The organism is Candidatus Pantoea formicae (assembly GCF_011752625.1).
Classification (GTDB): Bacteria; Pseudomonadota; Gammaproteobacteria; order Enterobacterales; family Enterobacteriaceae; genus Pantoea; species Pantoea formicae.
Window position 1 is genome coordinate 419,557 of the sequence record NZ_VWXD01000004.1, and the last position, 26,544, is coordinate 446,100.

General features: G+C 55.3%; 23 protein-coding genes. 13 read left to right on the forward strand and 10 right to left on the reverse strand.

Annotated elements, in window-relative coordinates:
* Positions 1 to 31: 31 nt before the first annotated feature.
* Positions 32 to 661 carry a 23S rRNA (uridine(2552)-2'-O)-methyltransferase RlmE gene (gene rlmE / locus F3J38_RS14530; RefSeq protein ID WP_167139489.1) on the reverse strand — a complete coding sequence of 210 codons (630 nt, stop codon included), beginning with the start codon at positions 659 to 661 and terminating at the stop codon, positions 32 to 34.
* A gap of 126 nt (positions 662 to 787) precedes the next feature.
* On the opposite strand from rlmE, the gene yhbY reads away from it, so the two are divergent.
* Positions 788 to 1,081, forward strand: coding sequence for a ribosome assembly RNA-binding protein YhbY (yhbY, locus tag F3J38_RS14535; protein WP_167139491.1), 294 nt, complete (start codon positions 788 to 790; stop codon positions 1,079 to 1,081).
* A gap of 129 nt (positions 1,082 to 1,210) precedes the next feature.
* On the opposite strand, the gene greA is transcribed toward yhbY, so the two are convergent.
* Positions 1,211 to 1,687, reverse strand: a complete 477-nt coding sequence (greA, locus tag F3J38_RS14540) for a transcription elongation factor GreA (protein WP_034826545.1) — start codon at positions 1,685 to 1,687, stop codon at positions 1,211 to 1,213.
* Positions 1,688 to 1,933: 246 nt separating this feature from the next.
* Between greA and dacB the strand changes: the two genes are divergently transcribed.
* From dacB to pmrB, 3 genes are read left to right on the forward strand one after another with little or no spacing between them, the layout of a single operon-like run.
* A complete protein-coding gene (gene dacB / locus F3J38_RS14545; RefSeq protein WP_167139493.1) occupies positions 1,934 to 3,367 on the forward strand; it encodes a serine-type D-Ala-D-Ala carboxypeptidase in 1,434 nt (477 codons plus the stop codon).
* Entirely contained in the window at positions 3,367 to 4,029 is a 663-nt protein-coding gene (gene pmrA, locus F3J38_RS14550) for a two-component system response regulator PmrA (RefSeq protein ID WP_167139495.1), read from the forward strand. Before dacB ends, pmrA begins: the two co-directional genes overlap by 1 nt.
* On the forward strand, positions 4,026 to 5,084 hold the full coding sequence (gene pmrB, locus F3J38_RS14555) for a two-component system sensor histidine kinase PmrB (RefSeq protein ID WP_167139497.1): 1,059 nt from the start codon (positions 4,026 to 4,028) through the stop codon (positions 5,082 to 5,084). The genes pmrA and pmrB overlap by 4 nt, the downstream gene beginning before the upstream one ends.
* Here the strand turns inward: pmrB and F3J38_RS14560 are convergent.
* Positions 5,081 to 7,354, reverse strand: coding sequence for a TonB-dependent siderophore receptor (locus F3J38_RS14560; RefSeq protein WP_167139499.1), 2,274 nt, complete (start codon positions 7,352 to 7,354; stop codon positions 5,081 to 5,083). The two genes, pmrB and F3J38_RS14560, sit on opposite strands and share 4 nt — an antisense overlap.
* A 260-nt stretch (positions 7,355 to 7,614) precedes the next feature.
* Between F3J38_RS14560 and fes the strand changes: the two genes are divergently transcribed.
* Together fes and F3J38_RS14570 are read left to right on the forward strand one after the other, a co-directional pair.
* On the forward strand, positions 7,615 to 8,826 hold the full coding sequence (fes, locus tag F3J38_RS14565) for an enterochelin esterase (RefSeq protein ID WP_167139501.1): 1,212 nt from the start codon (positions 7,615 to 7,617) through the stop codon (positions 8,824 to 8,826).
* A 32-nt stretch (positions 8,827 to 8,858) separates the two neighbouring features.
* Entirely contained in the window at positions 8,859 to 12,773 is a 3,915-nt protein-coding gene (locus tag F3J38_RS14570; protein WP_167139503.1) for an enterobactin synthase subunit F, read from the forward strand.
* A gap of 78 nt (positions 12,774 to 12,851) precedes the next feature.
* Here the strand turns inward: F3J38_RS14570 and F3J38_RS14575 are convergent, their stop codons facing one another.
* From F3J38_RS14575 to fepD, 3 genes are read right to left on the reverse strand one after another with little or no spacing between them, the layout of a single operon-like run.
* Positions 12,852 to 13,649, reverse strand: coding sequence for an ATP-binding cassette domain-containing protein (locus F3J38_RS14575; protein WP_167139505.1), 798 nt, complete (start codon positions 13,647 to 13,649; stop codon positions 12,852 to 12,854).
* Positions 13,646 to 14,629, reverse strand: a complete 984-nt coding sequence (gene fepG / locus F3J38_RS14580; protein ID WP_167139507.1) for an iron-enterobactin ABC transporter permease — start codon at positions 14,627 to 14,629, stop codon at positions 13,646 to 13,648. The genes F3J38_RS14575 and fepG overlap by 4 nt, the downstream gene beginning before the upstream one ends.
* Complete coding sequence (gene fepD / locus F3J38_RS14585; RefSeq protein ID WP_167139509.1) at positions 14,626 to 15,615, reverse strand: Fe(3+)-siderophore ABC transporter permease; 990 nt, start codon at positions 15,613 to 15,615, stop codon at positions 14,626 to 14,628. The genes fepG and fepD overlap by 4 nt, the downstream gene beginning before the upstream one ends.
* 139 nt (positions 15,616 to 15,754) lie before the next feature.
* Here fepD and entS point away from each other — a divergent pair, with 139 nt between their 5' ends.
* Positions 15,755 to 17,005, forward strand: coding sequence for an enterobactin transporter EntS (entS, locus tag F3J38_RS14590; RefSeq protein ID WP_167139511.1), 1,251 nt, complete (start codon positions 15,755 to 15,757; stop codon positions 17,003 to 17,005).
* Here the strand turns inward: entS and fepB are convergent.
* Positions 17,000 to 17,965, reverse strand: coding sequence for a Fe2+-enterobactin ABC transporter substrate-binding protein (gene fepB / locus F3J38_RS14595; protein WP_167139513.1), 966 nt, complete (start codon positions 17,963 to 17,965; stop codon positions 17,000 to 17,002). The genes entS and fepB overlap by 6 nt on opposite strands.
* A gap of 176 nt (positions 17,966 to 18,141) precedes the next feature.
* Between fepB and F3J38_RS14600 the strand changes: the two genes are divergently transcribed.
* The 5 genes from F3J38_RS14600 to F3J38_RS14620 are packed head-to-tail and all read left to right on the forward strand — an operon-like array spanning position 18,142 to position 22,996.
* Positions 18,142 to 19,323, forward strand: a complete 1,182-nt coding sequence (locus F3J38_RS14600; RefSeq protein ID WP_167139515.1) for an isochorismate synthase — start codon at positions 18,142 to 18,144, stop codon at positions 19,321 to 19,323.
* Between the two features lie 10 nt (positions 19,324 to 19,333).
* Positions 19,334 to 20,950, forward strand: a complete 1,617-nt coding sequence (locus F3J38_RS14605) for a (2,3-dihydroxybenzoyl)adenylate synthase (RefSeq protein ID WP_167139517.1) — start codon at positions 19,334 to 19,336, stop codon at positions 20,948 to 20,950.
* 18 nt (positions 20,951 to 20,968) lie between these two features.
* Entirely contained in the window at positions 20,969 to 21,823 is an 855-nt protein-coding gene (locus F3J38_RS14610; protein ID WP_167139519.1) for an isochorismatase family protein, read from the forward strand.
* A complete protein-coding gene (gene dhbA, locus F3J38_RS14615; protein ID WP_167139521.1) occupies positions 21,820 to 22,578 on the forward strand; it encodes a 2,3-dihydro-2,3-dihydroxybenzoate dehydrogenase in 759 nt (252 codons plus the stop codon). Before F3J38_RS14610 ends, dhbA begins: the two co-directional genes overlap by 4 nt.
* Position 22,579: 1 nt before the next feature.
* On the forward strand, positions 22,580 to 22,996 hold the full coding sequence (locus F3J38_RS14620) for a hotdog fold thioesterase (RefSeq protein ID WP_167139523.1): 417 nt from the start codon (positions 22,580 to 22,582) through the stop codon (positions 22,994 to 22,996).
* Positions 22,997 to 23,131: 135 nt separating this feature from the next.
* Here the strand turns inward: F3J38_RS14620 and cgtA are convergent, their stop codons facing one another.
* From cgtA to rplU, 3 genes are all read right to left on the reverse strand, one after another.
* Positions 23,132 to 24,307 (reverse strand): Obg family GTPase CgtA, encoded by a 1,176-nt coding sequence (cgtA, locus tag F3J38_RS14625; protein WP_167139525.1) that lies wholly within the window; start codon positions 24,305 to 24,307, stop codon positions 23,132 to 23,134.
* A 249-nt stretch (positions 24,308 to 24,556) separates the two neighbouring features.
* Positions 24,557 to 24,814, reverse strand: coding sequence for a 50S ribosomal protein L27 (rpmA, locus tag F3J38_RS14630; protein ID WP_101241742.1), 258 nt, complete (start codon positions 24,812 to 24,814; stop codon positions 24,557 to 24,559).
* Positions 24,815 to 24,829: 15 nt separating this feature from the next.
* On the reverse strand, positions 24,830 to 25,141 hold the full coding sequence (gene rplU, locus F3J38_RS14635) for a 50S ribosomal protein L21 (RefSeq protein WP_084934301.1): 312 nt from the start codon (positions 25,139 to 25,141) through the stop codon (positions 24,830 to 24,832).
* Positions 25,142 to 25,395: 254 nt separating this feature from the next.
* Here rplU and ispB point away from each other — a divergent pair, with 254 nt between their 5' ends.
* Positions 25,396 to 26,367 (forward strand): octaprenyl diphosphate synthase, encoded by a 972-nt coding sequence (gene ispB / locus F3J38_RS14640; protein ID WP_167139527.1) that lies wholly within the window; start codon positions 25,396 to 25,398, stop codon positions 26,365 to 26,367.
* The last annotated feature ends 177 nt before the right edge of the window (positions 26,368 to 26,544 follow it).

A 26,544-nucleotide genomic window follows, 5' to 3' on the forward strand; every position in this document is an offset into this window, starting at 1 on the left:
GTTCGCCTTGCTTTGATTCTGGTGCCGAGGGCTATAGTTTGCGCCCTGTCGCCACAATGTACACTTCGCGCGAACGTAATCGCGAAGCGTCCGGCTTACGAATTTTCACTTTCGTAAACAGGGAGCGAATTTCCCGCAGGTATTCATCGAAGCCATCTCCCTGAAACACTTTCACTACAAAACTGCCGCCAGGTGCCAGAACATCACGACACATCTCCAGCGCCAACTCTACCAAATACATCGATCGCGGAATATCAACCGCAGGTGTACCACTCATGTTCGGTGCCATGTCAGACATGACGACCTGTACCTTTTGGTCACCCACGCGTTCTAATAAGGCGCTCAGTACCGCCTCATCACGAAAATCGCCCTGTAAAAAATCAACACCGACAATCGGGTCCATCGGCAGGAGGTCACAGGCAATAATACGCCCATTCGATCCAATTTGTTGTACCGCATATTGCGACCAACCACCGGGTGCAGCACCCAGATCTACCACTGTCATGCCGGGTTTGAAAAGCTTGTCACCCTGCTGAATTTCATCAAGTTTAAACCAGGCGCGCGAACGCAACCCTTTTTTCTGTGCCTGCAGCACATATTTATCGCTAAAGTGTTCCTGAAGCCAGCGACTGGAACTGGCCGAACGCTTTTTACCCGTCATAATTTTTCCAGTTAAATCGTCATCGTAGCGATAAATCAGCACGCAATGGTTGCGTTGATTTGGCGATAAACCCGAGATGGCGGTAGAATGAACCGTTTTCAATCCCTGAGTAAGCAAAAAAATACGATGAATCTGAGTACCAAACAAAAACAGCACCTCAAAGGCCTTGCCCATCCACTGAAACCGGTGGTTATGTTGGGCGGCAATGGCCTGACTGAAGGCGTGCTAGCCGAGATCGAACTCGCGCTCGAACATCACGAATTGATCAAGGTAAAAATTGCCTCGGAAGATCGTGAGACCAAGCTGCTGATCGTTGACGCTATTGTACGCGAAACTAAAGCGAGCAACGTACAGGTCATCGGCAACACGCTGGTGCTGTATCGCCCTGCAAAAGAGCGCAAAATTACTCTACCACGTTAATCAACGCTGTTTAGGCAACGATAACGGGCAGAGAAAGTGCCATGCTCCTGCATGGGATAAAAGGCCGCAATGCGGCCTTTTTCCTTTCTTTACAAAATGCAGCTACACATTTCAAAGCGTAGCAATATCTTAAAGGTATTCCACCTTTAACACTTCATATTCCACATCGCCGCCCGGTGTTTTCACAATCGCGACGTCATCTGCTTCTTTTCCAATCAAACCACGCGCCATTGGCGAGTTTACAGAAATCAGATTCTGCTTAAAGTCGGCTTCGTCATCACCCACGATGCGGTAGGTGAATTCTTCGTCCGTATCCACATTCAAAATGGTCACGGTAGCACCAAAGATAACGCGTCCGGTTTTTGGCATTGTCGTGATATCAATCACCTGCGCGTTGGAGAGTTTGGCTTCAATCTCCTGAATACGGCCTTCACAAAAACCCTGCTCTTCACGAGCAGCATGGTATTCGGCATTTTCTTTCAGATCGCCGTGCTCACGGGCTTCGGCAATAGAGGCGATGATGCGCGGACGCTTCACGGTTTTCAGTTCGTTCAGCTCTTCACGCAGGCTCTCAGCGCCTTTCAACGTCATCGGAATCTGATTCATTTTGGCTCCTCGTCATCTATCCTGGTTAACGGCGTCATCCTGACCGGTGACAGCAGAAAACAGCTTCTGCGGCGCGTTACCTCTTTTCACAAGCAAAAGAAGCCTGACCCGGAAAGCTTTCCGGGTCAGGTTCGGTTTTGCATTTTGATACGTATTTTACCCCAGAGTTCCCTGTGGGTCATCGTTTACTTTGCACCGCCTCGGGACGTAGTATTGACGCCTTCACCCGTCAGTTACCGCGAGATTATGCGATTTTCACGACTTGTTACCGGATTAACCTGTGCGTTTATGCTGCAGGCACAAGCAGCCCCCGTTGAAGAATACATGCAGTATTTGCCAGACGGCGCAAACCTGGCGCTGATGGTACAAAAAGTGGGCGCATCAACCCCGATAATCGACTATCACGGCAAACAGATGGCGCTGCCCGCCAGTACCATGAAGGTGATCACCGCGTTGGCAGCCCTGCTGGAACTAGGACCAGACTTCCGTTTTCAGACCACCATGGAAACCAAAGGCGCAGTGAGTGATGGCACCTTAAACGGCGATTTAGTCGCGCGTTTTGGTGGCGATCCTACACTCAGCCGTCAGGATCTGCGTAACATGGTAGCGGCGCTGAAAAAGCAGGGCATCACGCATATCAAAGGCAATCTGGTGATCGATACCTCGGTGTTTGCCAGCCACGACGCTGCGCCAGGTTGGCCATGGAACGATATGACGCAGTGCTTCAGCGCCCCGCCTGGCGCGGCTATCGTAGATAAAAACTGCTTCTCTGTTTCGCTCTACAGTGCTAACACACCGGGCGAAAACGCGTTTGTGCGTATCGCCTCGTATTATCCAGCGCATATGTTTAGCCAAGTGCGCACTATTGGTCGTAACAGTGGAGATGGGCAGTACTGCGAGTTGGATGTGGTGCCGGGCGAGTTAAACCGCTATACGCTGACCGGCTGCATGCGTCAACGCGCCGAACCTTTACCGCTGGCGTTTGCTGTGCAGGATGGCGCCGCTTGGGCGGGCGAAATTCTTAAGGCGGAGCTACGTGCCGCAGATATCGATTACAGCGGCCATTTAGTGCGCCAGACGCAGGTTACCTCACCGGGGACCGTGTTAGCGTCGACGCAATCCGCGCCGCTGCACAACCTGCTGCACACCATGCTGAAGAAATCGGACAACATGATTGCGGATACGGTGTTCCGCACCATCGGCCATCACTATTTCAACGTACCAGGCACGTTCCGCGCCGGTTCCGATGCGGTACGCCGTATTCTGAGAGAAAAAGCCGGCGTTGATCTGGGCAACAGCATTCAGGTCGATGGTTCTGGCTTGTCCCGTCACGATTTGATCGCGCCGGATACCATGATGCAGGTGCTGCAATACATTGCTAAAAATGATTCGACGTTGGACTATATTTCGATGCTGCCGCTGGCTGGCTATGATGGCACGCTGCAATATCGTGGTGGTCTGCACGAAGCGGGTCTGGATGGCAAAGTCTCGGCCAAAACCGGTTCACTACAGGGCGTCTATAATCTGGCAGGATTCATCACCACCTCCAGCGGCGCACGCGTGGCCTTTGTGCAATATCTTTCTGGCTATGCGGTACCGCCTGAAGATCAAAAAACGCGGCGTATCCCGTTGGTACGCTTTGAGAGCCGTCTCTACTCGGATATCAACAAAAACAACTAATGAAACTGCTGATTGTTGAAGATGATGCGCTGTTACAGTCGGGCCTGGCTCAGGCCCTCAGTGCACAAGGTTATGCCATCGATTGCGCCAGCACGGCCGCAGAGAGCAACGCATTTTTGCGTAGCGGCCAATACAGCCTGATCGTGTTGGATCTCGGCCTGCCGGATCGTGATGGCGCGACGCTGTTGCGCCAGTGGCGACGTGACGGCATCAACGTGCCGGTATTGATCCTCACGGCACGTGATGCACTTGAAGATCGCGTCGATGGCTTGGATGCAGGCGCCGATGATTATCTGGTGAAACCTTTTGCGCTGGTGGAACTGCAGGCACGTGTACGTGCCCTGATCCGCCGTTTTCAGGGACACAGTGACAACTTGCTACAGCAGGGCGATCTCACGCTGAATCTGAGTTCGCAACAGGTATTGCTTGAAGAGCGCCCGCTAGAAATCACACCGAAAGAGTTCGCACTGCTGACGCGCCTGTTGATGCGCGTCGGTCAGAACGTCCATCGTGAAACGTTGCAGCAGGATCTCTATAGCTGGAATGACGATCCCGGATCCAACACCTTAGAAGTTCACATCCACAATCTGCGTCGCAAGCTCGGGAAAGATCGCATCAAAACCGTGCGCGGCGTGGGCTACCGTCTGGAACTGCGCGAATGAATAGCATGCGTCAGCGGTTACTGATTATGCTGGCGCTGATTCTCCTCACCTGTCAGGTGATGAGCGCCATCTGGCTGTGGCATGAAAGCCGCGAACAGATCAGTTTCCTGGTTAATGAAACCCTTTCAGCCCAAGCGCGTAATGACCGCGTCGAAAATGAGATTCGCGAAGCGATTGCGTCACTGCTGCTGCCCTCGTTAGTGATGATAGCCCTGACGCTGCTGCTCTCCTTCTGGGCGATCAACTGGATTATTCGCCCACTGCGTTCGCTGCAAGATAGCCTGGCACACCGCTCCGCTGACAATCTCACCCCGCTGCCGGTCTATTCCGAGATGGATGAGATCGTCGCTGTCACGTCCTCCATCAATCAGCTTTTCTCCCGGCTTGACCATACGCTACAGCAGGAACGTTTATTTACGGCCGATGCGGCGCACGAGTTGCGTACACCCTTGGCAGGGCTGCGCCTGCATCTGGAGCTATTGCACCAGCAAAATGTGCCGCAGAGCGAAATGCTGATTGAGCGCATCGATCAATTGATGCACACCGTTGAGCAATTGCTGATGCTGTCGCGTGCTGGCCAGGCGCTGGCGGGTGGTCACTATCAACAACTGCTGTGGCACAAAGACATCATGCAGCCGCTACAGCCGGAAATGGCCGAACTTTACGAACAACGCCAGCAAACGCTGCACTGGCCGCATAACAAAGACATCCCGCAGCAGGGTGAAGCGGTGTTGCTACGCCTGATGCTGCGCAATTTGCTTGAGAATGCTTCACGTTATAGCCCGGAAGGAAGTGAAGTGAGAGTGAATATGCAGCAAGACAAACAGCAGGTGATTATCGAAGTCTGGGATCAGGGGCCGGGCATTGATGCCGATGCAGCGGAAGAGTTAACCCAAGCGTTCCGTCGACGCGATCAGCGTTATGGTGGCAGTGGATTGGGCCTGAACATCGTGTTGCGCATCGTGCAGATGCATCGTGGCAGACTCGAGCTGATAAACCGTTCAGACAGCAGCGGGCTGATTGCCCGCTGCTATTTACCACAACAGCTGCTTTAGAAGTGGGTGTTGAGGCTCATGTAGTAAGTACGGCCTGATTCGTTGTAGGTATTGGCACCCGCACCGTAGAGATACGCCCCAGTGGTGGCGTTACCGGTGGTTTGCGCATTACCTTCACGGAAGTGGCGCTTATCAAACAGGTTGTCGATACCCAAGGTGACGCTGGCGTACTTGTTAACATCGTAAGTGCCGCTTAAGCCAATGATGGAGTAAGGACTGACCTTGTCGGTGGCGCTGCCGGTTACCGGCTGACCTTTGTAGTCATACTTTTTCGGCGTCTGCGTGCCGTACCAGGTCAGGGTGGTTTGCAGTGACAGATCCTGCGTTGCCTGCCAGCTCAGCGTGGAGTTCAAGGTGTATTCCGGGATGATAGACAGACGATCCCCGGTTTCCTTGTTCTTACTCTGCAGCATATACGTGAAGTTGTTGTTCCACATTACGCTATCAGAGAACGGCACGTTAACCGTACCTTCCAGCCCTTCCACCACGGCTTTTGGTACGTTTTCCCACTTATAGATATCCGTGGTGCCATTCGAAGCTTTACCGACTGGCGCATAACCCGCTTCGATCTTGTTGCGATAATCGTTACGGAACCAGGTCAGACCCGCCTGATAGCCTTCGTGTTTCCACTCCAGACCAATCTCTTTGTTGAAACTGTTTTCGGCTTTCAGGTCCGGGTTACCTTGCAGGTAACAGGCGCCGGTACTGGCAGCACAACCCTGACCGTTGCTGTACAGCAGATAGTTCGGGTTGGTCTGGTACAGGCTTGGCGCTTTATACGCCAGGCCCGCGCCCATCTTCAGTGTGAAGTCATCACCCAAACCTTGCGACAGGTTCAGAGACGGGCTCCAGTTGTTGCCGACAATCGAGTGATGATCAAAACGCAGGCTTGGCGTCAGCATGGTGCTGTCGGTCAGCTCCATGTTGTCTTCAGCGAACAGTGAGAAGATTTCCGCCTTAGAATAAGGGCTGCGGCCGGTATTCGACACGCCAGGTACAGAGCCGTAGTTAGCAGCCTGGGTGGTTGAAGAGGGATCCTTCATGCTCTGCTGGTTCCATTCGGTACCCAGCGTTGCTGTCTGGTTAATCAACCACTCAAACGGAATGCTGACTTCACTGTGCAGCAAAATATCGTCTAACTGAATGGTGTTAAAACCATCGTTAGAGAAGATACCTTCCGTACCTCCAGCCAGACCTTCGTTGATACGGGTGTTACGGGTTTTCTCATAACGCGCGTAGGTATTGGTGCTGACACCATTATCCCAGGCACCGGTCCATTTCAACGAGATGTTCTGGCGATACAGGCGGTTAGTTTCATCACCATACAGGCTTTTCACTAACGCGCTGGTGTTGGTGTTCTGCGTGTCGCCTGCGTACAGGTTGCCTTGACGGCTGTAACCCGCTTGCAGCTCCAGGGTTTGCATTGGAGCAAACGCCCAGCTCAGTAACGCATTGATATCTTTATTGACCGAACCTTCACGGCCTGAAGGATAGCTGCCGGCATAAGTACCGGTACGTGCCGCTGCATGGCCTTCATTGATGTCATAAGCATCGGCCTGAGTTTTGGCTAAGCCACCGTACAAACGGAAGTTGAAGTCGTCACCCAGTGGCCCTTCAAGGCTGAAGTTGGTGCGTTTGGTTGCACCTTCGGCTTTGTGTTCCGGTGCATTGAAGTAGGTATTCCAAGAGCCGTGCCACTGCTGGTCGGTATATTTTTTGGTGACAATATTCACCACGCCGCCCGCTGCACCATTGCCATAGCGCACCGCAGCCGGACCACGAATGACGTCGATATGGTCAATCATTTCTGGCGGCACCCAGTTGGTGTCACCGCGCGTATCACGCTCGCCACGCCAGCCCAGACGTACAGAGTTGCGGCTGGTGATCGGCATACCATCCACCATAATCAAGGTGTTTTCCGGGCCCATGCCGCGAATATCGATCTGGCGATTGTTGCCGCGCTGACCACTGGTGGAGTTACCGGTCAGGTTAACGCCCGGCATGGTGCGAATAATTTCCGAGACATCACGCGCAGGCGGATGCTTTTTAATTTCGTCTGCGGTGATGGTTGAAACACCGGGTGCCTGCAGGTTTTGCTGCTGGGCAGTCACCATTAACGTGCCGCCGTTCATGGATTCGGCGTCGGGTGAAGATTGGCTGCTGGTCGTCTTGCTGGAAGTGTCTGCTGCCCAGGCGCTGCCGGAGAGCAGTGAGGCGCTCAGCCCCAGTTCAATCAAAATAGCTAATGATAATCGTGAATAACGCGTCATTGTTTTCATTCCTGGATGGCCAGCGAAAAATGCCGTTGGATTCTTGACTGGCGAGCCGGTGAGAATATCCCTGTCCTTGTACGCTGAGTCCCAGACCTGGCAGTGCCATCCGTTGCATAACCTTCCAAAAGGAAAGAGTCAGGCGGAACGCGCGCGCTCTTTTTGAGCGGAAACACCCTATTGCAAATGCAAATAGTTATCAATAGTATTAAACATTAATCTTATGTAAATCTTTCCCTACACAGTGACTGGCAGCCCCTATGACCTGGCGAAATGATGTGACCGGTAACGAAGCCTGGTGGCAGGAGCAACAATCTCAAGGTATTCCTCGCGTCGATCTCCAACCGGATGGCACTTGTCTGGTCACCTTCTTCTGGCGCGATCCCCAAGGCAGTGAAAGCACCTCAAGCACACAGCGGGTGTGGATCAACATTACCGGCGTGACCGATCATCACCAGAAGCGTCCACCGCAATCCCTGGTGCGCGTAGCAGGCACCGATGTGTGGTACTGGCAAACGACGCTTCCTGCCAACTGGCGCGGCAGCTACTGTCTGATGCCCGATGAGCAAGCCACCGATTTCTCGGGTGAAGCCGACATGTACGCGTTACGTCAGTGGTGGCGTGAAAAATTTCCTACGGCCAAGGCCGATCCGCTCAATAAACTGCGCGGCTGGGCGGGCGGACGCGGTATGGGCGTATCGCCGCTGCATCTGCCACAGGCCCCGAATCAGCAAATCTGGCAAGCTGTTGACGACGGCACTGCACCAACCATCGCTTTGCAACAATATCAGTGGGATAGCGCACTATTAGGCAATAGTCGCAAAGTGTGGATTTACACCACGGGCGAGTCTGATGCGGCGCAACGCCCACTCGCCATTCTGCTGGACGGGCAATTCTGGGCCAATCAAATGCCGATTGCCGGGCCATTGCAGCATCTCACTGACGCGAAGAAACTTCCCGCTGCGGTCTATCTGTTTATCGACATCATTGACCGTGAGCACCGTAGCCGGGAACTGCCCTGTAACCCACAGTTTTGGCAGGCAGTTCAGCAGGAATTACTACCACAAGTGGCGGAGTGGGCTCCGTATCGCCAGCAGGCCAGCAGCACATTGGTGGCCGGGCAAAGCTTTGGTGGTCTGGCTTCGGTGTTCGCTGCGCTGCATTTCCCGGAATCTTTCGGCAACGCACTTAGCCTCTCGGGATCCTTCTGGTGGCCAGAGCGCGGTAATCCGCACGGTTGGCTGTTGCAGGCGCTGGATAGCGGCTTAGCCCCTAAACAGCCGCTGCGTTTTTGGCTAGAGGCCGGAAAACGCGAAGGCTTGATTCTGCAAGCTAACCAACAATTACAACAACAACTTACCGCGGCCGGTTATCAGGTTAACTACCAACCGGTTGAGGGCGGCCATGACGCGCTGTGCTGGCGCGGTGGTCTGCTCGACGGTCTGCAAGCCCTGTGGCGCAATCCGACTTAACTTCATCACGCAGGACGCAAACCGGAGCAACGATGTCTGAATCTCTGATGAACAACACTATGACCGACCAACACACCTTGCCGCTGGTGGCGGCACAGCCCGGCATCTGGATTGCCGACCAGCTGACCCAACACCACAATGCCTATGCCGTGGCCCACTTTGTGGAGCTTCGTGGCGCGATTAACAGTGCGTTGCTGGCACAAGCGATTGTGGCGGGAATGCAGGAAGCCGATACCTTAAACATGGCGTTTGGCGAAGTCGAGGGAGAAGCCCTGCAGTGGGCGCAGCCACAAACCTTTAGCGCTCCCCAAATTGTCGACCTGCGCGATGAAGTGGATGCCGCCGCCAAGGCGCGTGCGTTGATGCGTGCAGACATGAACGGCGATCTGCGCGTGTTGAGCGGTGCTAAATTATGGCATCACACGCTGTATCGCATTGGCGATCAACACTGGTTTTGGTATCAGCGTTATCACCATTTGGTGGTCGATGGCTTTAGCTTTACCGCTATTACCCGCCGTATCGCCAATCTCTACACAGCCGCAGTCCAGCAACAGGACGCTGAACCCACGCCGTTTATCCCGTTTAGCGAGGTGGTGGAAGAGTATCAGCGCTATCAGGAATCCGCTTCTTTTACGCGCGACCGTGAATTCTGGCGCGAAAAAGGCGCGGCACTGCCCTCGCCGGCGTCCTTGTCACCACTGCCTCTTGCCGGACAAAGCGCAAGCACCGATCTGCTACGCCATAGCGTGACGCTCGATCACAACACTTTCCAGGCGTTAACCCACCAGCATCCGCAATCGAGCGCGGCCGATTTGGCTTTTGCCTTGGTGGCATTGTGGCTGGCTCGTCTCAGTGGACAGAATGACTTCGCCGCTGGATTTATCTTTATGCGCCGCATCGGTTCCGCCGCGCTGTGCGCCACCGGTCCGGTGATCAATGTGCTGCCGATGGCCGTGCATTACGATCCTACCCAGCCGATCGCCGCGCTCGCCACGCAACTGGCGGGTGAAGTGAAGAAAATGCGCCGCCACCAGCGTTATGATGCAGAACAGGTACAGCGCGATTTGGGCCGTCTCGGCGATGGTGACCCGCTATATGGTCCGGTGATCAACCTGAAGATGTTTGATTATCAGCTCGATTTTGCCGGTGTGGAGGGTATTACCCATCAGTTGGCTTCGGGGCCGGTGCGCGATCTGGAAATTGCGATCTACCTGAGCGAACAGGGTGAGGTGACGCTGGAGCTGCTGGCCAATGCGGAGCGCTATAGTGAATCGACCTTACTGCGCCACGCCAGCCGTTTTGCTTTGCTGCTCAATCAGCTCGCGGCACAACCCCTGTGCCCTCTGGGTGAACTCGATCTGCTGACCACGGATGAACACGAACAGATCGCCCGTATCAATCAGACGGCACATCCCGTTCCGGTAGAAACTTTGGCCTCATTGCTGGCAAAGCAGGTTGAACATACGCCGAATGCGCCTGCTCTGGCCGATGCCACGCATCAACTCAGCTATCACGACATGCAGCAGCAAGTCTTCGCGCTCGCGGCCGAACTCACGGCAGCAGGCGTACAGCGCGGCGATATTGTGGCGGTGGCTTTACCGCGTTCGGTTCAGCTTTCGCTCGCGTTACAGGCGATCGTTTCACTCGGTGCGGCTTACCTACCGTTGGATACCAGTTATCCCGATGAACGTTTACAGCTGATGCTGGAAGATGCCGTGCCGAAAACGCTGATTACCTCGTCAGATCTGCGTGCCCGCTTTAGCGCTATCGCCCAAGTTAAGCAACTGCACTTTGATGCGCTCTATACCGGCGTGGATGCACCAGCCCCGGCTAGCGCACCGACGCCGCAGGATGCGGCTTACATCATCTACACTTCTGGCTCAACGGGACGTCCGAAAGGTGTTTTGGTAGGCCATGAAGCGATTGTGAACCGCCTGCTGTGGATGCAAGATCGTTACCCGCTGCAAGCCGATGATGTAGTTTTGCAGAAAACCCCGAGCAGTTTCGATGTTTCAGTCTGGGAATTCTTCTGGCCGCTGCTGGTTGGTGCGCAGTTGGTGATGGCTCCACCGGAGGCACACCGCGATCCTGAAGCACTGCAACAACTGTTTGCCCGCTACAAAGTCACCACCACGCATTTCGTACCCTCGATGCTGGCGGCCTTTGTCGCGGCCCTTGATAACCCACAAGCCATCACTTGCTGCGCTAGCCTGCGAAACGTGTTTTGCAGCGGCGAAGCGCTTCCCACTGACCTGTCGCGTGAATGGGAAAAACTGACGCACGTCCCTCTGCACAACCTGTATGGTCCTACCGAAGCCGCGGTTGATGTCAGCTGGTATCCTGCATTTGGTGACGCGCTGGCAGCCGTCGAAGGCGCGAGCGTACCGATTGGTTTCCCAGTATGGAACACGGGGTTGCGTATTCTTGATGCACGCATGCAGCCAGTGCCACCGGGCGTGGCGGGCGATCTTTATCTCACGGGCGTACAGTTGGCGCATGGCTATCTTGGCCGTCCAGAACTGACCGCCAGCCGCTTTATTGCCGATCCTTTTGTCCCCGGCGAGCGTATGTATCTGACCGGTGATGTCGCACGCTGGCTGGATAACGGTGCCGTGGAATATCTCGGCCGCAGTGACGATCAGCTAAAAATTCGTGGTCAGCGCATCGAGCTTAACGAAATCGATCATGTATTAAGTGCTCAGCCAGGCATTGAGCAGGCTGTCACCCATGCTGCGGTGCTGGGCAATGCCGCGACGCAAAGCGGTGATGCGCGCCAACTGGTGGGTTATGTGATTGCAGAGCATCCAGTGGATGGCGAAGCGTTGCGTGAAGCACTAGCACAGCGCCTGCCCGCGCATATGGTGCCGGTGGCGATTGTGCAGCTTGAAGCTTTCCCACTCAGCAGCAACGGCAAATTGGATCGTAAAGCCCTGCCTCTGCCGCAAAACGCGGCTGACAGCGTGGGCCGCGAACCGCATGCAGGGCTGGAAACCCAGTTGGCACAGGCTTTCTGCCAACTGCTGGATCGCGAATACATCAGCGCGCAAGATGATTTCTTCGCCTTGGGTGGACACTCGTTGCTGGCGATGCGTTTAGCGGCGCAGTTGCGGCGTGAACTACAACAACCGGTTTCGGTGGGGCAAATTATGGTGGCCTCAACGGTGGAAAAACTGGCACGGTTGCTCAGTGATGCACAATCACATCAGCAAGCCGGTTTTGAAGCGGTGCTGCCACTGCGTCAAGGCGCGGGGCCAACGCTGTTCTGTTTCCATCCTGCATCGGGCTTTGCGTGGCAGTTCAGCATTCTGCAACGTTACCTCGCGCCGCGCTGGTCGCTGGTCGGTATCCAGTCTCCGGACACCGATAGCCCACTCAATCAGAGCGCGCATCTTGATGAGGTGTGCGAGGCGCATCTGCAAACCTTGCGTGACGTGCAGCCGCACGGACCGTACTTCTTCCTCGGCTACTCGCTCGGCGGCACACTGGCGCAAGGCATTGCGGCGCGGCTGGAAGCGGCAGGTGAAGAGGTTGCCTTCCTCGGCTTGCTCGATACCTGGCCACCGGAAACGCAGAACTGGGATGAAAAGCGCGGTGAGAATGTGTTGGACCCGGCGGTACTGGAAGAAGTGAATCGCGAGCGCGAGCAGTTTATCGCCGCGCAACGCCATCAGGCGGGTGAAGAGATGCGCGCGATGTTCGATACCATCGAAGCTAACTACGCCAGTTCAGTGCGCCTGCTGGCGACGGCACGCAGCGCTCGCTTTAAGGGGCGCGCCACCCTGTTCCTGGCTGAGAAAACGCAGCAGCCCGGCCAGGACGCGCGCCGTGCCTGGACACCCTACGTAGGTGAGTTAGAGGTATGGCCGATGGATTGTGCTCACGTGGAGATCATTTCACCGCAGATGTTTGAACAGATTGGGCCGCTGTTGCAGCGGATATTGGGTTAAAACATACCCGGTGCGCATCAATGCGCACTATGTAGGGGCGGCATTTATGCCGCCCTGGCATTTATACCGAATCGGGTATTATCTTCCTCGCCCCAGCGGCACGATCATCGGCGTATGGGCCACCGGATCTTCGACAATCACACAGCGTAAACCGTACACCTGCTCAATTAACGCGGGCGTTACGATCTCTGCTGGCTTGCCTTCCGCGATAATCTTGCCGTGACGCATAGCAATCAAGTGCGTGGCATAGCGACAGGCATGATTGAGGTCATGCAACACCACCACCAGCGTGCGGCCATGCTGCTGGTTCAATTCCTGCATCAGTTCCAGCAGCTCAATCTGATGCGTGATGTCCAGCCAGGTTGTCGGTTCATCCAGCAGCAAAAGTGGCGTTTGCTGTGCTAACACCATGGCTATCCACACGCGCTGTCGCTGCCCACCGGATAAGGTATCGACCAGTTGTTGTGCCAAATCAGCCACGCCCGTCGCGCGCATCGCCTGCTGCACCGCCTCTTCATCCTCCTCGCGCCAGCGACCAAACAGCGCCTGGTGAGGATAGCGCCCGCGCGCCACCAGCTCCGACACGCTAATGCCAGCAGGCGCATTCGAACTTTGGGGCAGCAGTCCAAGCCGCCGTGCCACTTCTTTCGTGGGATAGCGCGCAATGGCCTCGCCATCTAAATACACATCACCTTTTAGCGGTGTGTTGAGGCGGCTTAATGTCCGTAATAAGGTGGATTTACCACAGGCGTTCGGGCCGATAATCACCGTCAGCTCCCCTTCCGGGATCGCCACTGACAGATTCTCCGCCACGATTTTTTTGTCATAGCCAAGCGTCAGGCTTTCGCCATACAGACGTGAAGGAATATCGATCATTGGCGTCGCGCCTCCCGCACCAGTAATGCAATCAAATAGAGTCCACCCAGGCTAACGGTAATCACGCCAACCGGTAATTGATAAGGCAGGAACAGATGTTGTGCAGCAAAATCAGCGGCGATCAGTAGTAGTGCGCCACACAGGGATGCCAGCAACAATGCGCCTCTCTCCCCGCCACCGAGCCGACGGGCAATTTGCGGGGCCAAGAGCGCCACAAATGAGATCGGCCCCACCAGCGCGGTGGACGCGGCCGTCAGCACCACGCCAATCAGCATCAGCCACATGCGGCTGCGTTCGACAGGGACGCCGAGCGCGCTGGCGGTATCATCGCCCATCTCCAGCAGGCGCATCCGTCGCGTCAGCAATGCCATCAACAGCAGCGACAACAGCAACACCGCCATCACCGGCGGCGTTTTTTCCCAAGTGATGCCGTTTAGCGAGCCGGCACTCCATAAACCCGCGCTCAGCGCCGACTCCAGCGAGGCGCTGATAATGAGCCAGGCATTCAACGCCATCAGCAATGCACGCACGCTAATGCCGACAATAATCAGACGGAAGGTTTCGACGCCGTTGCGCCAGGCGAACAGGTAGACCAGCGCAGCGGTGGCAACCCCACCGACCAGCGCGGCGCCGGTCATGGCGGCGATGCCTTGATTGAACAGCACCAACGCCACCAGCACACCGCTGTAGGCGCCCGTATTAAAACCAAGAATATCCGGGCTACCCAGCGGATTGCGCAGCAGGGACTGGAAAATCGCGCCACTGACGCCGAGGGCCGCGCCAATCAGCAGCGCCATCAATACGCGAGGGAGCCGCCACTCCAGCACGATCAACTTGACGTTACCGGCACCTTCGCCCCTTAGCATCTGCCAGAATTGCTCTGCCCCGATGGGCAAAGCACCACGCGTCATGGCCAGATACGCCAGCAGTAAGCAGCTCAGCAGCAGCCAGGTGGTGTGTAACAGCACTCGGCGCGTCATAGCGCACCTCGTCCGAGTTTACGACGTACCAAGATAATCAGCATCGGCGCACCTAACATCGCCGTCACGATGGAAACGCGCAATTCCCCTGCGACCAGAAGGCGGCCAAGAATATCCGCCGCCAGCAGCAAAACAGGCGTAATCAATGCGGTCGCGGGCAGCATCCAGCGATGATCGTTGCCCACCAGCCAGCGCGCAAAATGCGGCGTCATCAAGCCGATAAAAGCAATCGGCCCTACCGCAGCGGTGGCTGCACCGCACAGCAGCGCGATGGCAAGCAATCCTAACAGCTGGGTCCGCGCCACACGCGTACCCAACGCCGTCGCCATATCGCCGCCCATGCTTAAACTGTTTAGCGCCTGCGACAAGCAAATCGCCACCACGCTGCCCACCAGCACCGCCGGGAACAGGGTGCGTAAGACAGTAAAGTTGCGGATATCCAGCGAGCCGCTGTGCCAGAAACGCAGATGGTCATAAATATCAGGGTTGAGCAGTGATAAGCCCGATGTCAGGCCATCCAGCACCGCGCCGAGCGCTACACCCGCTAAAGTCAGGCGTACCGGATTAACGCGTCCGCCGCCAATTGCACCGGTCATGGCCACCAGCAGTGATGCCAAGAGCGCCCCCACAAAAGCAAAGCCGAGCCAGTCGAGGGGAGAGTCGGCACCAAACAGCGCAATGCCAATCACCACCGCAAATCCAGCGCCGGCATTGACGCCAAGAATGCCGGGATCGGCCAACGGGTTGCGCGTCAGGCTTTGCATCAAAGCCCCGGCTAACCCCAGCGCAACGCCTGCGAGTAATCCCGCCAGCGTGCGAGGCAGGCGTGCATCGCGCACGATCACACACTCCGCGCTACTGCAACTGGAGGTCAGAGAATGGTAAACATCGGAAAGGGGTATTGATTTTGCCCCCAGCATTAAGCTGAGCGCGATGAGGAGCACGAGCAGAATCCCTGAGCCTGCTAATGCACGAATTTGGCGCATCGTTCAAAACCTTCACTGTTTAACGTCGTCGCATGCGCAACGCAATTTGATAATGGTTATCGTTATTACTCGCGTTTGCCTATGTTACCATGACTGGCCTCGCGGACGATGAGGAAAATTGGTGCAAAAAGGCGAACGAATGAACAAATCCTCCCACTTTATTGATCTCTCCCTGCTGAAAACTCATGCGGCATTTCGCGCCGTGTTTATCGCGCGTTTTATCTCCATCGTTGCGTTAGGCATGCTCGCCGTCGCGGTGCCAGTACAAATTCAGCAAATGACACACTCTCCGCTGCTGGTGGGGTTAGCGGTGACGCTGGCTGCCTCAGGCATGTTTATTGGATTATTAACCGGTGGCGTGCTGGCGGATCGCTACGAACGTAAAAAGCTGATTCTGTTCGCCCGTTCGACCTGTGGATTGGGCTTTGTTGCCTTGGCGGTGAATGCCACCCTGCCTGAGCCCTCACTGATTGCGGTTTATCTGTTGGGCTTCTGGGACGGTTTCTTTGGCGCGATTGGCGTGACGGCCCTGCTGGCGGCCACTCCCGCGCTAGTTGGACGCGAAAATATTATGCAGGCCGGTGCCATCACCATGCTCACGGTGCGCTTTGGTTCCATTCTCTCACCGGCGATTGCGGGCCTGGTGATTGCACACGGCGGCGTCGTGTGGAACTACGGCCTGACCGCATTCGGTACGCTGTTAACGGTGCTGACTCTGCTTAAATTGCCACAACTTCCTCCACCACCGCAGCCGCGCGAACATCCACTGAAATCACTCGCTGCCGGGGTGCAGTTCCTGTTTGCCAGCCCGATTGTCGGCATGGTGGCGCTGATTGGAGCACTGGTCACACTGGCCAGCGCGGTGCGGGTACTTTACCCCGCCCTGGCACCGCACTGGTCAGTCACGGCCAATCAGCTCGGTATGCTGTATGCCGCAGTCCCGCTGGGTGCCGCCATTGGCGCCTTTACCAGCGGCAAACTGAAGCACGCTGCACGGCCTGGGCAGCTCGTGCTGGGTAGTGCGGTTGCGGCTTTTGTGGCACTGGGTTTGTTCAGTTTGATGCCCAACTTACCGCTGGCGCTACTGTGCCTGGTGGCCTTTGGTTATTTCAGTGCCATCAACAATCTGGTGCAGTACGCCATGATCCAGCTGTTAACGCCTGACCATTTATTGGGACGCATCAACGGCTTATGGACAGCGCAAAACGTCACTGGCGATGCGATCGGCGCGGCGATGATTGGTGCCATGGGTTCGTGGTTACTGCCACCACAGGCTGCTGCCGTGTTTGGCTTTACGGCAGCGCTACTGGGGGTATTGATGTGGTTAGTGATGGGACGTCTACGTCGATACCATCCGCCAGCACCAGAGCTGGCGGAGCAGGCATCATGATTTAACGAACAGTTTTTCCAGACGCGCCAGCAAGTTGCTGGCGCTGTAGTAATCCAGACGGAACGACTCGACGCCCAGCGGGAAGACCTGCTTCTGTTTCACCGCCACGTTTTGCGCGAGGAACGGATTACTGAGCACCGACTGCGCTGTTTTATCGTCACCGGCGAACAGCAGGAAGGTTTTCCCCGTCAGACCACTGCCAACGTTCTCACCCGACAGTTGAATAATATCTTTACGCTGCCCCATGCTGTGTCCCTGCTGAATAGTGGCAGGAGGTTCAGCAAGGGTGAAACCGAGCTGTTGCAGCAGCTTGCCCTGCGCTGACTCCGCGGTCCACACGTTGACCGCGCGACCATCCCCATTCCACACCATGGCGGAAACTGGCTGCGGCGGCAACGTGATAGCTTTCTTCAACGCCGCTTCACGATCGTCAAAAGCTTTCACGCGCTGGGCGGCCTGAGTTTCATGGCCGGTAGCCTCACCAAGCAGCGTCACCACGTCCTGCCAGCTTTTATCGTCGTAATTGACCACCAGCGTGGGGGCGATGGCCGAGAGCTGGCTGGCTAGCTTGATCGCTGAATCGTTGCCGGTGGCGCTGACCAGAATCAGATCGGGCGCTTCGGCAGCGACTGCCTCCGCGTTTGGCTCACCAATATAAAGGCGTTTGAGATGGCGCTGTTTCGCCACTTCGCCCCATTGGCGGAAGAAGCCTTGATCGTCAGCCAAACGGCTGTTAGGTGCTGTCGCGCCCGATGCAATGACAGGCGCATCAATGGCCAGCAGCGAGCCTGTCAGGGTCACACTGGTGGAGACAATGCGCTGCGGCGCTTTATTGAGGGTCAGAGGACCGTTAGCCCCCTGAACGGTGCGCGGCCAACCCTGCTCAGCCTGCGCAAGACCTGTAAAAGTCTGGAAAATGAACAACAGGACCGCGAAGCCCCACAAACCGCATTTATTCATAAGTTTTGGTCCACCTTTTAGCTTAATACGCGGCGTATCGTCACTTTCCGATTACGCCTAAACATGCGGTAAATCCCGCGAATAGATTGACACTTTTGTCTGATCGACGTAGGTTACAGGGCCATAATAAAAATGATAATCATTATTAATAATCTTATCATTTATAGGTAAAAATTATGGTCGAATCATCCATGTTTGAAAATGCCCTGTTAGAGGATTTTTCCGCGTTATGCCGTGGATTCCTGTTTACTTCTCCGTGGCGCAGCCTCGCCACCCAAGGGTGCTATACCACCCTCACCGCGCCCGTGACGGATGCCGCGTTGTTGCAGGGAGATTTTCAGCAACAGTTACGCCAGCACTTTGCGGCAGCGAAACAACAAGGCATTGAAAATCCGATCCTGGTCGGCGCGATTCCTTTCGACGTCAGCCAGCCAGCGGCACTGTTTATCCCTGAAAGCTATCAGACTTTTAACCGTGCCGATCTACAAAACGCGCTGCCTTCTGCATCCGGCGAATTGCCGCAGGTGCGTCGTCGCGCAGCGGTGCCCGACCATGATGTCTTTACCCAAATGGTGGCGGATGCCGTTGCCGCCACGCAGCTTGGCGACCTCGATAAAGTCGTGCTGTCACGGCTGATGGATATCACCACCGATCAACCGGTGGATACTGCGGCACTGATGCAACGCGTGATCGCGCAGAACCCTAATAGCTATCACTTCCATCTGCCGCTGCCACAAGGCGGCGCACTGGTCGGTGCCAGCCCCGAATTGATGCTGCGTAAACAAGGGCGCGATTTCAGCTCCTGCCCTCTGGCAGGCTCGGCGCGACGTCATCATGACGATAGTCAGCAAGATCGTGCTGCGGGCAATACGCTGATGGATTCTGATAAAGATCGCCATGAACACAAGCTGGTCACCGATGCGATGCGCGAAACATTACAGCCTCGCAGCCGTCTGCTATCAGTGCCGACCGTACCTTCGTTGATCACCACCGCAACCTTGTGGCACCTGGCGACGCAAATCGATGGCCAAGTGCAGGATGAGCGAGAAAATGCGCTATCTCTGGCCTGCCTGTTGCACCCGACTCCCGCATTAAGCGGCTTCCCGCACCAGCTTGCTCAGCAGTTGATTCAGCAGTTGGAACCGTTTGACCGTCAACTTTTCGGCGGCATCGTCGGGTGGTGTGACAGTGAAGGTAATGGCGAGTGGGTGGTGACGATTCGCTGCGGCACGGTACATGGCACCAGAGTACGACTATTTGCGGGAGCGGGCATTGTGGCTGACTCCCAACCTGAATCAGAATGGCGTGAAACTGGCGTGAAATTGGACACCATGTTGCGCGCTTTTGGACTGCAATAAAGGAAAGAGCATGAGCATCCCCTATAACCGTTGGCCTGATGATTTCGCTGCGCGCTACCGCGAAAAAGGCTATTGGCTCGATGTGCCAATGACCGACATCCTGGCTCGTCACCAAGAAAATGATGCCATTGCCGTCATTGAAGGTGAACGTCAGATCAGCTATCGCCAATTGGACGTGCTATCCGAAAATCTGGCGGCAGCGCTTCAGCGCCGTGGTCTGCAACAGGGCGATACGGCATTGGTCCAACTGGGCAATGTTGCCGATTTCTACGTCACGGTTTTCGCTCTTTTTAAGCTGGGCGTCGCCTCAGTTTTTGCGCTTCATAGCCATCAACGCACCGAACTGACGGCCTATGCTTCACAGATTGAACCGAAGCTGTTGATTGCCGATCGTCATCATGCACTGTTTGCCGACGATACCTTCATTGACACGCTTTGCGCGACACAGCCGTCCTTGCAGCAGGTCATTCTACGCAATGACAACCAGCCGGAAAATACGCTGGAAGCGCTGATGGCCGAAGCGGCGGGTGACTATCAACCCACACCCACCGCTGCCGATGAAGTGGCTTTCTTCCAGCTCTCTGGCGGCAGCACCGGCACGCCTAAGTTGATTCCGCGCACGCATAACGATTACTACTACAGCATTCGTGCCAGTGACGATATCTGTGAAGTCACTGCCGACACTCGTTATTTGATCGCCCTGCCCGCGCCGCATAACTTCGCCATGAGTTCACCGGGTTCACTCGGTGTGTTCTATGCCGGTGGACAAGTGATCCTTGCCGCCGATCCCAGCGCGACACTCTGCTTCCCGCTGATTGAGAAACATCAGGTGACCGATACCGGCTTAGTGCCCCCCGCTGTCAGCCTGTGGTTACAAGCGATTCAGGAATGGGGCAGCAATAAGCAGCTAGCTTCACTGCAACGCATTCAGGTGGGCGGTGCCAAACTGGGCGAAACCCTGGCGGCACGTATTCAGAGCGAAATTGGCTGCCGCCTGCAACAGGTGTTTGGCATGGCTGAAGGGTTGGTGAACTACACCCGCTTTGGCGATGATGAGACGACTATCCTGACCACGCAAGGCCGCCCGATTTCTGAAGACGACGAAGTGTGGGTCGCCGATGAACACGGCAATGCACTGCCTACCGGCAGCGTGGGCCGTTTAATGACCCGCGGGCCTTATACGTTCCGCGGCTACTATAAAAGCCCAGAGCACAATGCCGCCAGTTTCGACGCCGACGGTTTTTACTGCTCAGGCGATCTGATTGAGATCAACGAACAGGGTTACATCACCGTACAGGGTCGTGAGAAAGATCAGATCAACCGCGGAGGTGAAAAGATCGCGGCGGAAGAGATCGAGAACTTACTACAACGCCATCCTGATGTGATCCACGCCGCGCTGGTGTCAATGAACGATGAACTGATGGGTGAAAAGAGCTGTGCCTTTATCGTGGCCAGCCAGCCGATCAAAGCCGTGGCGCTGCGCCGTCATCTGCGTGAACTCGGCGTCGCTGAGTTTAAATTACCCGATCGTATTACCTGCGTAGATGCCCTGCCGCTGACCCCCGTTGGCAAGGTGGATAAAAAACGTTTACGCCAACAGCTTGCCGATCAACAAGCGCAAGCCTGACCTGTTCCGGAGATTGTAATGGCTATTCCAAAACTGAGTTCCTACGCGCTGCCTGCGGCCACTGAGCTGCCGACCAATAAAGTGAAGTGGGCCGTTGAGCCGCAGCGTGCTGCGCTGTTAATCCATGATATGCAGGCTTACTTCCTTAATTTTTGGGGTGAGAACAGCCCGCTGATCGACCTGGTGGTAGATAACATTGCGCGTCTGCGTGCCTACTGCAAAGCACAGGGTATTCCCGTGTTCTACACCGCACAGCCGAATGAACAGAGTGATGCCGATCGTGCCTTGCTCAACGACATGTGGGGACCGGGCCTGAACAAGCATCCGGATCAGCAGAAGATCGTTGATGCGCTGGCACCGGATCAAGATGATCAGGTTCTGACTAAATGGCGTTACAGTGCCTTTGTGCGTTCACCACTGGAATCCATTCTGCAGGAGATGGGCCGCGACCAGCTGATTATCACCGGTGTTTATGCCCATATCGGCTGTCTGACGACCGCCACTGATGCCTTTATGCGCAACATTCAGCCGTTTATGGTGGCAGACGCCCTGGCTGACTTTAGCCGTGAAGAACACATGATGGCACTGACCTACACCGCGGGCCGCAGCGGTAAAGTGGTGATGACCGCCGATCTGATGCCACTGCCGTTGAGCAAAGACGAGCTACGTGCGCTGATCCTCCCCTTACTGGAAGATGACGACGTGCCGGAAGATGATGAGAACCTGATCGATTATGGTTTGGATTCCGTGCGCGTTATGGCGCTGGCAGCGCGCTGGCGTCAGGTGCATAGCGACATCGATTTTGTGAGCCTGGCGAAAAATCCCAGCATTGATGGCTGGTGGGCGCTGTTGTCACGGGTGCCAACCAAATGAGTGCTTCATTCGATTTCAGCGGAAAGATTGTCTGGGTCACGGGCGCGGGCAAAGGCATTGGCTACCACACCGCCCTGGCCTTTCATCAGGCTGGGGCACAGGTCATCGGCTTTGATCTGCGTTTTGATCAGGCAGATTACCCGTTCATCACGCAGCAACTGGATGTGGCCAATGCCGCACAAGTGAAAGCGGTATGCCAGGGTCTGCTGGCTGAGCAGCCGCGCCTTGACGTGCTGGTCAACGGTGCCGGCATTCTGCGGATCGGCAGCACCGAAGAGTTAGCCTTTGAAGACTGGCAAGCCTGTCTGGCCGTGAACGCGGGTGGCGCTTTCAATATGTTCCAGCAGACGCTGCCGGTGTTTCGCAAGCAGCGCGCGGGTGCCATCGTCACTATCGCGTCTAACGCAGCACATGCGCCACGTCTGGGTATGTCGGCTTACGGTGCGTCTAAAGCAGCACTGCGCAGCCTGTGCCTCACCGTTGGGCTGGAAATGGCCCCGCTGGGTGTGCGCTGTAACATCGTCTCACCAGGTTCAACTGACACCGATATGCAACGCAGCTTGTGGCATACCCCGGAAGCGGAACAAGAGATGATCAATGGCTTCCAGGATCAGTATAAGTTGGGGATCCCACTGCGTAAGATCGCTAAGCCACAAGAGATCGTGAACAATGTCTTGTTCCTGGCCTCGGATCTTGCCAGCCACGTTGTACTGCAGGATATTGTGGTCGACGGTGGCGCAACACTGGGATCTTGATATGGCAATCTGGAAACGCGCGTTTGATCTTGCAAGCTTAAATAAGATCGGCGAAAACTCGCTAGTGGCTCATGTGGGCATCGTGTTCACCACAGTGGGCGACGATTACCTTGAAGCCACCATGCCGGTCGATTCCCGTACACAACAGCCGTTTGGCCTGTTACACGGTGGCGCTTCGGTGGTATTGGCAGAATCGATGGGATCGATTGCGGGCTATCTGAGCGTGGAAGAAGGTAAAAGCGTGGTAGGGATTGAGGTCAGCGCCAGCCACCATCGCGCAGTCAGCAGCGGTGAAGTGCGTGGTATCTGTCGCCCTCTGCACCTTGGTGCACGCAATCAGAGCTGGGAAATTGAGATTCGTAATGGACGCGACCAGCTGTGCTGCACGTCTCGATTAACGGTGGCGGTGCTGGGGTAACCCTCAATGTCTCAGTCTCACAAGGGAAGCCCGGCTGCTGAATCTTGCACGGATAAAGCCTTTTCACCTTGATGTAAAGACTAGCACTCAGCAGCCATAAAAAAAGCGGCCAATTGGCCGCTTTCTCTTATGCGATTAACGCTGGTAAATGATTTCGACGCCTTCGTCGTCATCCTCGTCCCAATCGTCATCCCAGTCATCGTCTTCTTCGACTTCCTGCGCGTTTTCCATGGCTTCACGGTGATAGTCATCCCACATGAAGGCCACTTTCTCCGGCTCTTTCGCTTCTTCTTCGGCTTCTTTCGGGTTCTCAATGATAAAGCTCATCACATCCCAGCAAAGATCTTTCACGCCATCATGGCTAGCCGCAGAAATCAGGTAGTACTTGTCTTCCCAGCCCAGTGCTTCCACAACCGCTTTAGCGCGGGTTTCCGCTTCTTCACGGTCCAGGAGGTCACATTTGTTGAACACCAGCCAGCGTGGCTTCTGGTAGAGCTTCTCGCTGTATTTTTCCAGTTCACCCAGGATGATGCGGGCGTTCTCTACCGGGTCGGATTCATCGATCGGCGCAAGGTCGATCAGGTGCAACAGTACGCGGCAACGCTCAAGGTGCTTCAGGAAGCGAATCCCCAGACCGGCACCATCTGCTGCGCCTTCAATCAGACCAGGAATGTCAGCGACCACAAAGCTCTTTTCGCTGTCCATACGCACAACGCCCAGGCTCGGCACCAGGGTGGTGAACGGGTAGTCCGCCACTTTAGGTTTCGCTGCTGAGACAGAACGGATAAAGGTCGATTTACCGGCATTCGGCAGGCCGAGCATACCGACGTCAGCCAGCAGCATCAGCTCCAGTTGCAGGTCGCGCTTCTCACCCGGTGTACCCATGGTTTTCTGACGCGGGCTACGGTTAACTGAAGACTTAAAGCGGGTGTTGCCCAGACCGTGCCAGCCGCCTTTGGCGACCATCAATTTCTGCTCGTGGCGGGTCATGTCGCCCAGCGTTTCGCCGGTGCCTTGGTCGATGACACGTGTACCCACCGGCACTTTAATAATGATGTCTTTACCGCGTTTGCCGGTGCAATCACGGCTCTGGCCATTCTGGCCACGTTCGGCGCGGAAAGATTTCTCGAAGCGATAATCGATCAGGGTATTGAGGTTTTCATCCGCCAGCAGATAAACGTCGCCGCCATCACCGCCGTCGCCGCCGTCAGGGCCGCCACGAGGAATATATTTTTCGCGGCGGAAGCTGACGCAACCATTACCGCCATCACCCGCGACCGCAAGGATCGTCGCTTCATCAACAAACTTCATTTTCTTTCTCCGTCACGCTGTCGTTCGCAGCACTTCACGCGCTACAAACGGGTCCGCCAGGGTCTTCTGCGCTGACCGGCGGCGGATAATACAAGATTGGCAAAACCATGTGTACATAAATTGTACAGCAAACTGCGCGGTAAGGTCAGAGGGAATCCCGCAACCTGCGGCAGAATGTAAAAAGCCCCGCAAAGCTGCGGGGCCTTCCATTCGTGTGTTCAGACGTTAACCGTCTGCGGCACAACAACCTTATTCAGCTTCGATGCTGATGTATTTACGGTTGTTTGGACCTTTAACTTCGAATTTAACTTTGCCGTCTGCGGTAGCAAACAGGGTGTGGTCACGACCACAGCCTACATTGGTACCTGCGTGGAATTTGGTGCCACGCTGACGAACGATGATGCTACCTGCCAGAACAGATTCACCACCGAAACGCTTAACACCCAGACGTTTTGCATTGGAGTCGCGACCGTTACGAGTCGAACCACCAGCCTTTTTATGTGCCATTTGTCAGATCTCCTCTTAAGCGCCGATCACAGTGATTTTCACATCAGTGAACCACTGACGGTGACCAGCTTGCTTACGGTAGTGTTTACGACGACGAAACTTAACGATTTTAACTTTCTCGCCACGACCGTGAGCAACAACTTCTGCCTTGATCACACCGCCTGATACCAGTGGCGCGCCGATTTTCACGTCTTCGCCATTTGCAATCATCAGAACCTGGTCGAACTCAATGGTTTCGCCGGTTGCGATGTCCAGCTTTTCCAAGCGAACGGTCTGACCTTCGCTTACTCGGTGTTGTTTACCACCACTTTGGAAAACCGCGTACATATAAAACTCCGCTTCTGCGCATGCCTTTCTATTCATCAGGCGGCGCGATAAATATTCACAATAGGGCGCGAATTCTACGCAAATCTCCAAGAGAAGACAAGAGCACTTTGCACTCTCTTGCAGAAAAAAAGCGCAGAACGAATGCAAACGTTTCGCAGCCCGATTTTTCAAGTACAATCAGTAACAGATTACCTGAACTCAAGCTGTGTTAAAGCGCTTACCATGCAAAAAACGAGTCAAAGCTGAACAGACGAATGAACTTAGAACAGATTAATGAATTAACCGCTCAGGATATGGCGGCCGTCAACCAGACCATCCTCGACCAGCTGAATTCAGAAGTCTCACTGATCAACCAGTTGGGCTATTACATCATCAGCGGGGGTGGCAAACGCATCCGCCCGATGATCGCTGTGCTCTCTGCACGTGCGCTGAATTACCAAGGATCGTTGCATATCACTAATGCGGCGCTGATCGAATTTATCCACACCGCCACGCTGTTACACGACGATGTGGTGGATGAATCCGATATGCGCCGTGGTAAAGCCACTGCTAACGCCGCGTTCGGTAACGCGGCGAGTGTTCTGGTCGGCGATTTTATTTACACCCGCGCCTTCCAGATGATGACCAGCATGGGATCCTTAAAGATCCTCGCACTGATGTCTGAAGCGGTGAATGTGATCGCGGAAGGTGAAGTGCTGCAGTTGATGAACTGTAACGATCCTGACATCACCGAAGAGAGCTACATGCGCGTGATTTACAGTAAAACTGCGCGCCTGTTCGAAGCCGCTTCCCAGGCTTCAGCCATTCTGGCGGAAGCCACGCCAGCCCAAGAAAAAGCGCTGCAGGATTATGGACGCTATTTGGGTACGGCTTTCCAGCTCATTGACGATTTGCTCGATTACAGCGCCGATGGCGAAACACTCGGAAAAAATACCGGTGATGACTTGAGCGAAGGGAAACCTACGCTGCCACTGCTGCACGCCATGCACAACGGCTCGCCTGAACAGGCCCTGATGATTCGCAAAGCGATTGAAGAAGGCAACGGTCGCCATTTGCTGGAGCCGGTATTGGCCGCAATGCAGCAAACAGGGTCACTGGAATGGACGCGTCAGCGTGCTGAAGAAGAAGCAGACAAAGCCATTGCAGCACTCCAGGCGCTGCCAGAATCACCGTGGCGCAGCGCACTAGAAGCGCTAGCGCACATGTCGGTACAGCGTGACTTCTGATTCATTCATAGCGGGGCACGCTCGTCCCGCTTTGCTCTCCTCCCCTCGTTTTTAATTTCTCTCTCTCGTTGCTTCTGTTGCAGCATATTTGCGAAACGCCGCGCAGTTTCATGTTGCGGCACAACAATTACTGGAAACTTACGGAAATTATTTGTTATAAGGACTCTGTTTTTTCCA

Excerpts from the sequence above, each read along its gene's own strand:
- rlmE (WP_167139489.1), bottom strand. The coding sequence starts at position 661 with ATGACGGGTAAAAAGCGTTCGGCCAGTTCCAGTCGCTGGCTTCAGGAA.
- yhbY (WP_167139491.1), top strand. The coding sequence starts at position 788 with ATGAATCTGAGTACCAAACAAAAACAGCACCTCAAAGGCCTTGCCCAT.
- greA (WP_034826545.1), bottom strand. The coding sequence starts at position 1,687 with ATGAATCAGATTCCGATGACGTTGAAAGGCGCTGAGAGCCTGCGTGAA.
- dacB (WP_167139493.1), top strand. The coding sequence starts at position 1,934 with ATGCGATTTTCACGACTTGTTACCGGATTAACCTGTGCGTTTATGCTG.
- pmrA (WP_167139495.1), top strand. The coding sequence starts at position 3,367 with ATGAAACTGCTGATTGTTGAAGATGATGCGCTGTTACAGTCGGGCCTG.
- pmrB (WP_167139497.1), top strand. The coding sequence starts at position 4,026 with ATGAATAGCATGCGTCAGCGGTTACTGATTATGCTGGCGCTGATTCTC.
- F3J38_RS14560 (WP_167139499.1), bottom strand. The coding sequence starts at position 7,354 with ATGACGCGTTATTCACGATTATCATTAGCTATTTTGATTGAACTGGGG.
- fes (WP_167139501.1), top strand. The coding sequence starts at position 7,615 with ATGACCTGGCGAAATGATGTGACCGGTAACGAAGCCTGGTGGCAGGAG.
- F3J38_RS14570 (WP_167139503.1), top strand. The coding sequence starts at position 8,859 with ATGTCTGAATCTCTGATGAACAACACTATGACCGACCAACACACCTTG.
- F3J38_RS14575 (WP_167139505.1), bottom strand. The coding sequence starts at position 13,649 with ATGATCGATATTCCTTCACGTCTGTATGGCGAAAGCCTGACGCTTGGC.
- fepG (WP_167139507.1), bottom strand. The coding sequence starts at position 14,629 with ATGACGCGCCGAGTGCTGTTACACACCACCTGGCTGCTGCTGAGCTGC.
- fepD (WP_167139509.1), bottom strand. The coding sequence starts at position 15,615 with ATGCGCCAAATTCGTGCATTAGCAGGCTCAGGGATTCTGCTCGTGCTC.
- entS (WP_167139511.1), top strand. The coding sequence starts at position 15,755 with ATGAACAAATCCTCCCACTTTATTGATCTCTCCCTGCTGAAAACTCAT.
- fepB (WP_167139513.1), bottom strand. The coding sequence starts at position 17,965 with ATGAATAAATGCGGTTTGTGGGGCTTCGCGGTCCTGTTGTTCATTTTC.
- F3J38_RS14600 (WP_167139515.1), top strand. The coding sequence starts at position 18,142 with ATGGTCGAATCATCCATGTTTGAAAATGCCCTGTTAGAGGATTTTTCC.
- F3J38_RS14605 (WP_167139517.1), top strand. The coding sequence starts at position 19,334 with ATGAGCATCCCCTATAACCGTTGGCCTGATGATTTCGCTGCGCGCTAC.
- F3J38_RS14610 (WP_167139519.1), top strand. The coding sequence starts at position 20,969 with ATGGCTATTCCAAAACTGAGTTCCTACGCGCTGCCTGCGGCCACTGAG.
- dhbA (WP_167139521.1), top strand. The coding sequence starts at position 21,820 with ATGAGTGCTTCATTCGATTTCAGCGGAAAGATTGTCTGGGTCACGGGC.
- F3J38_RS14620 (WP_167139523.1), top strand. The coding sequence starts at position 22,580 with ATGGCAATCTGGAAACGCGCGTTTGATCTTGCAAGCTTAAATAAGATC.
- cgtA (WP_167139525.1), bottom strand. The coding sequence starts at position 24,307 with ATGAAGTTTGTTGATGAAGCGACGATCCTTGCGGTCGCGGGTGATGGC.
- rpmA (WP_101241742.1), bottom strand. The coding sequence starts at position 24,814 with ATGGCACATAAAAAGGCTGGTGGTTCGACTCGTAACGGTCGCGACTCC.
- rplU (WP_084934301.1), bottom strand. The coding sequence starts at position 25,141 with ATGTACGCGGTTTTCCAAAGTGGTGGTAAACAACACCGAGTAAGCGAA.
- ispB (WP_167139527.1), top strand. The coding sequence starts at position 25,396 with ATGAACTTAGAACAGATTAATGAATTAACCGCTCAGGATATGGCGGCC.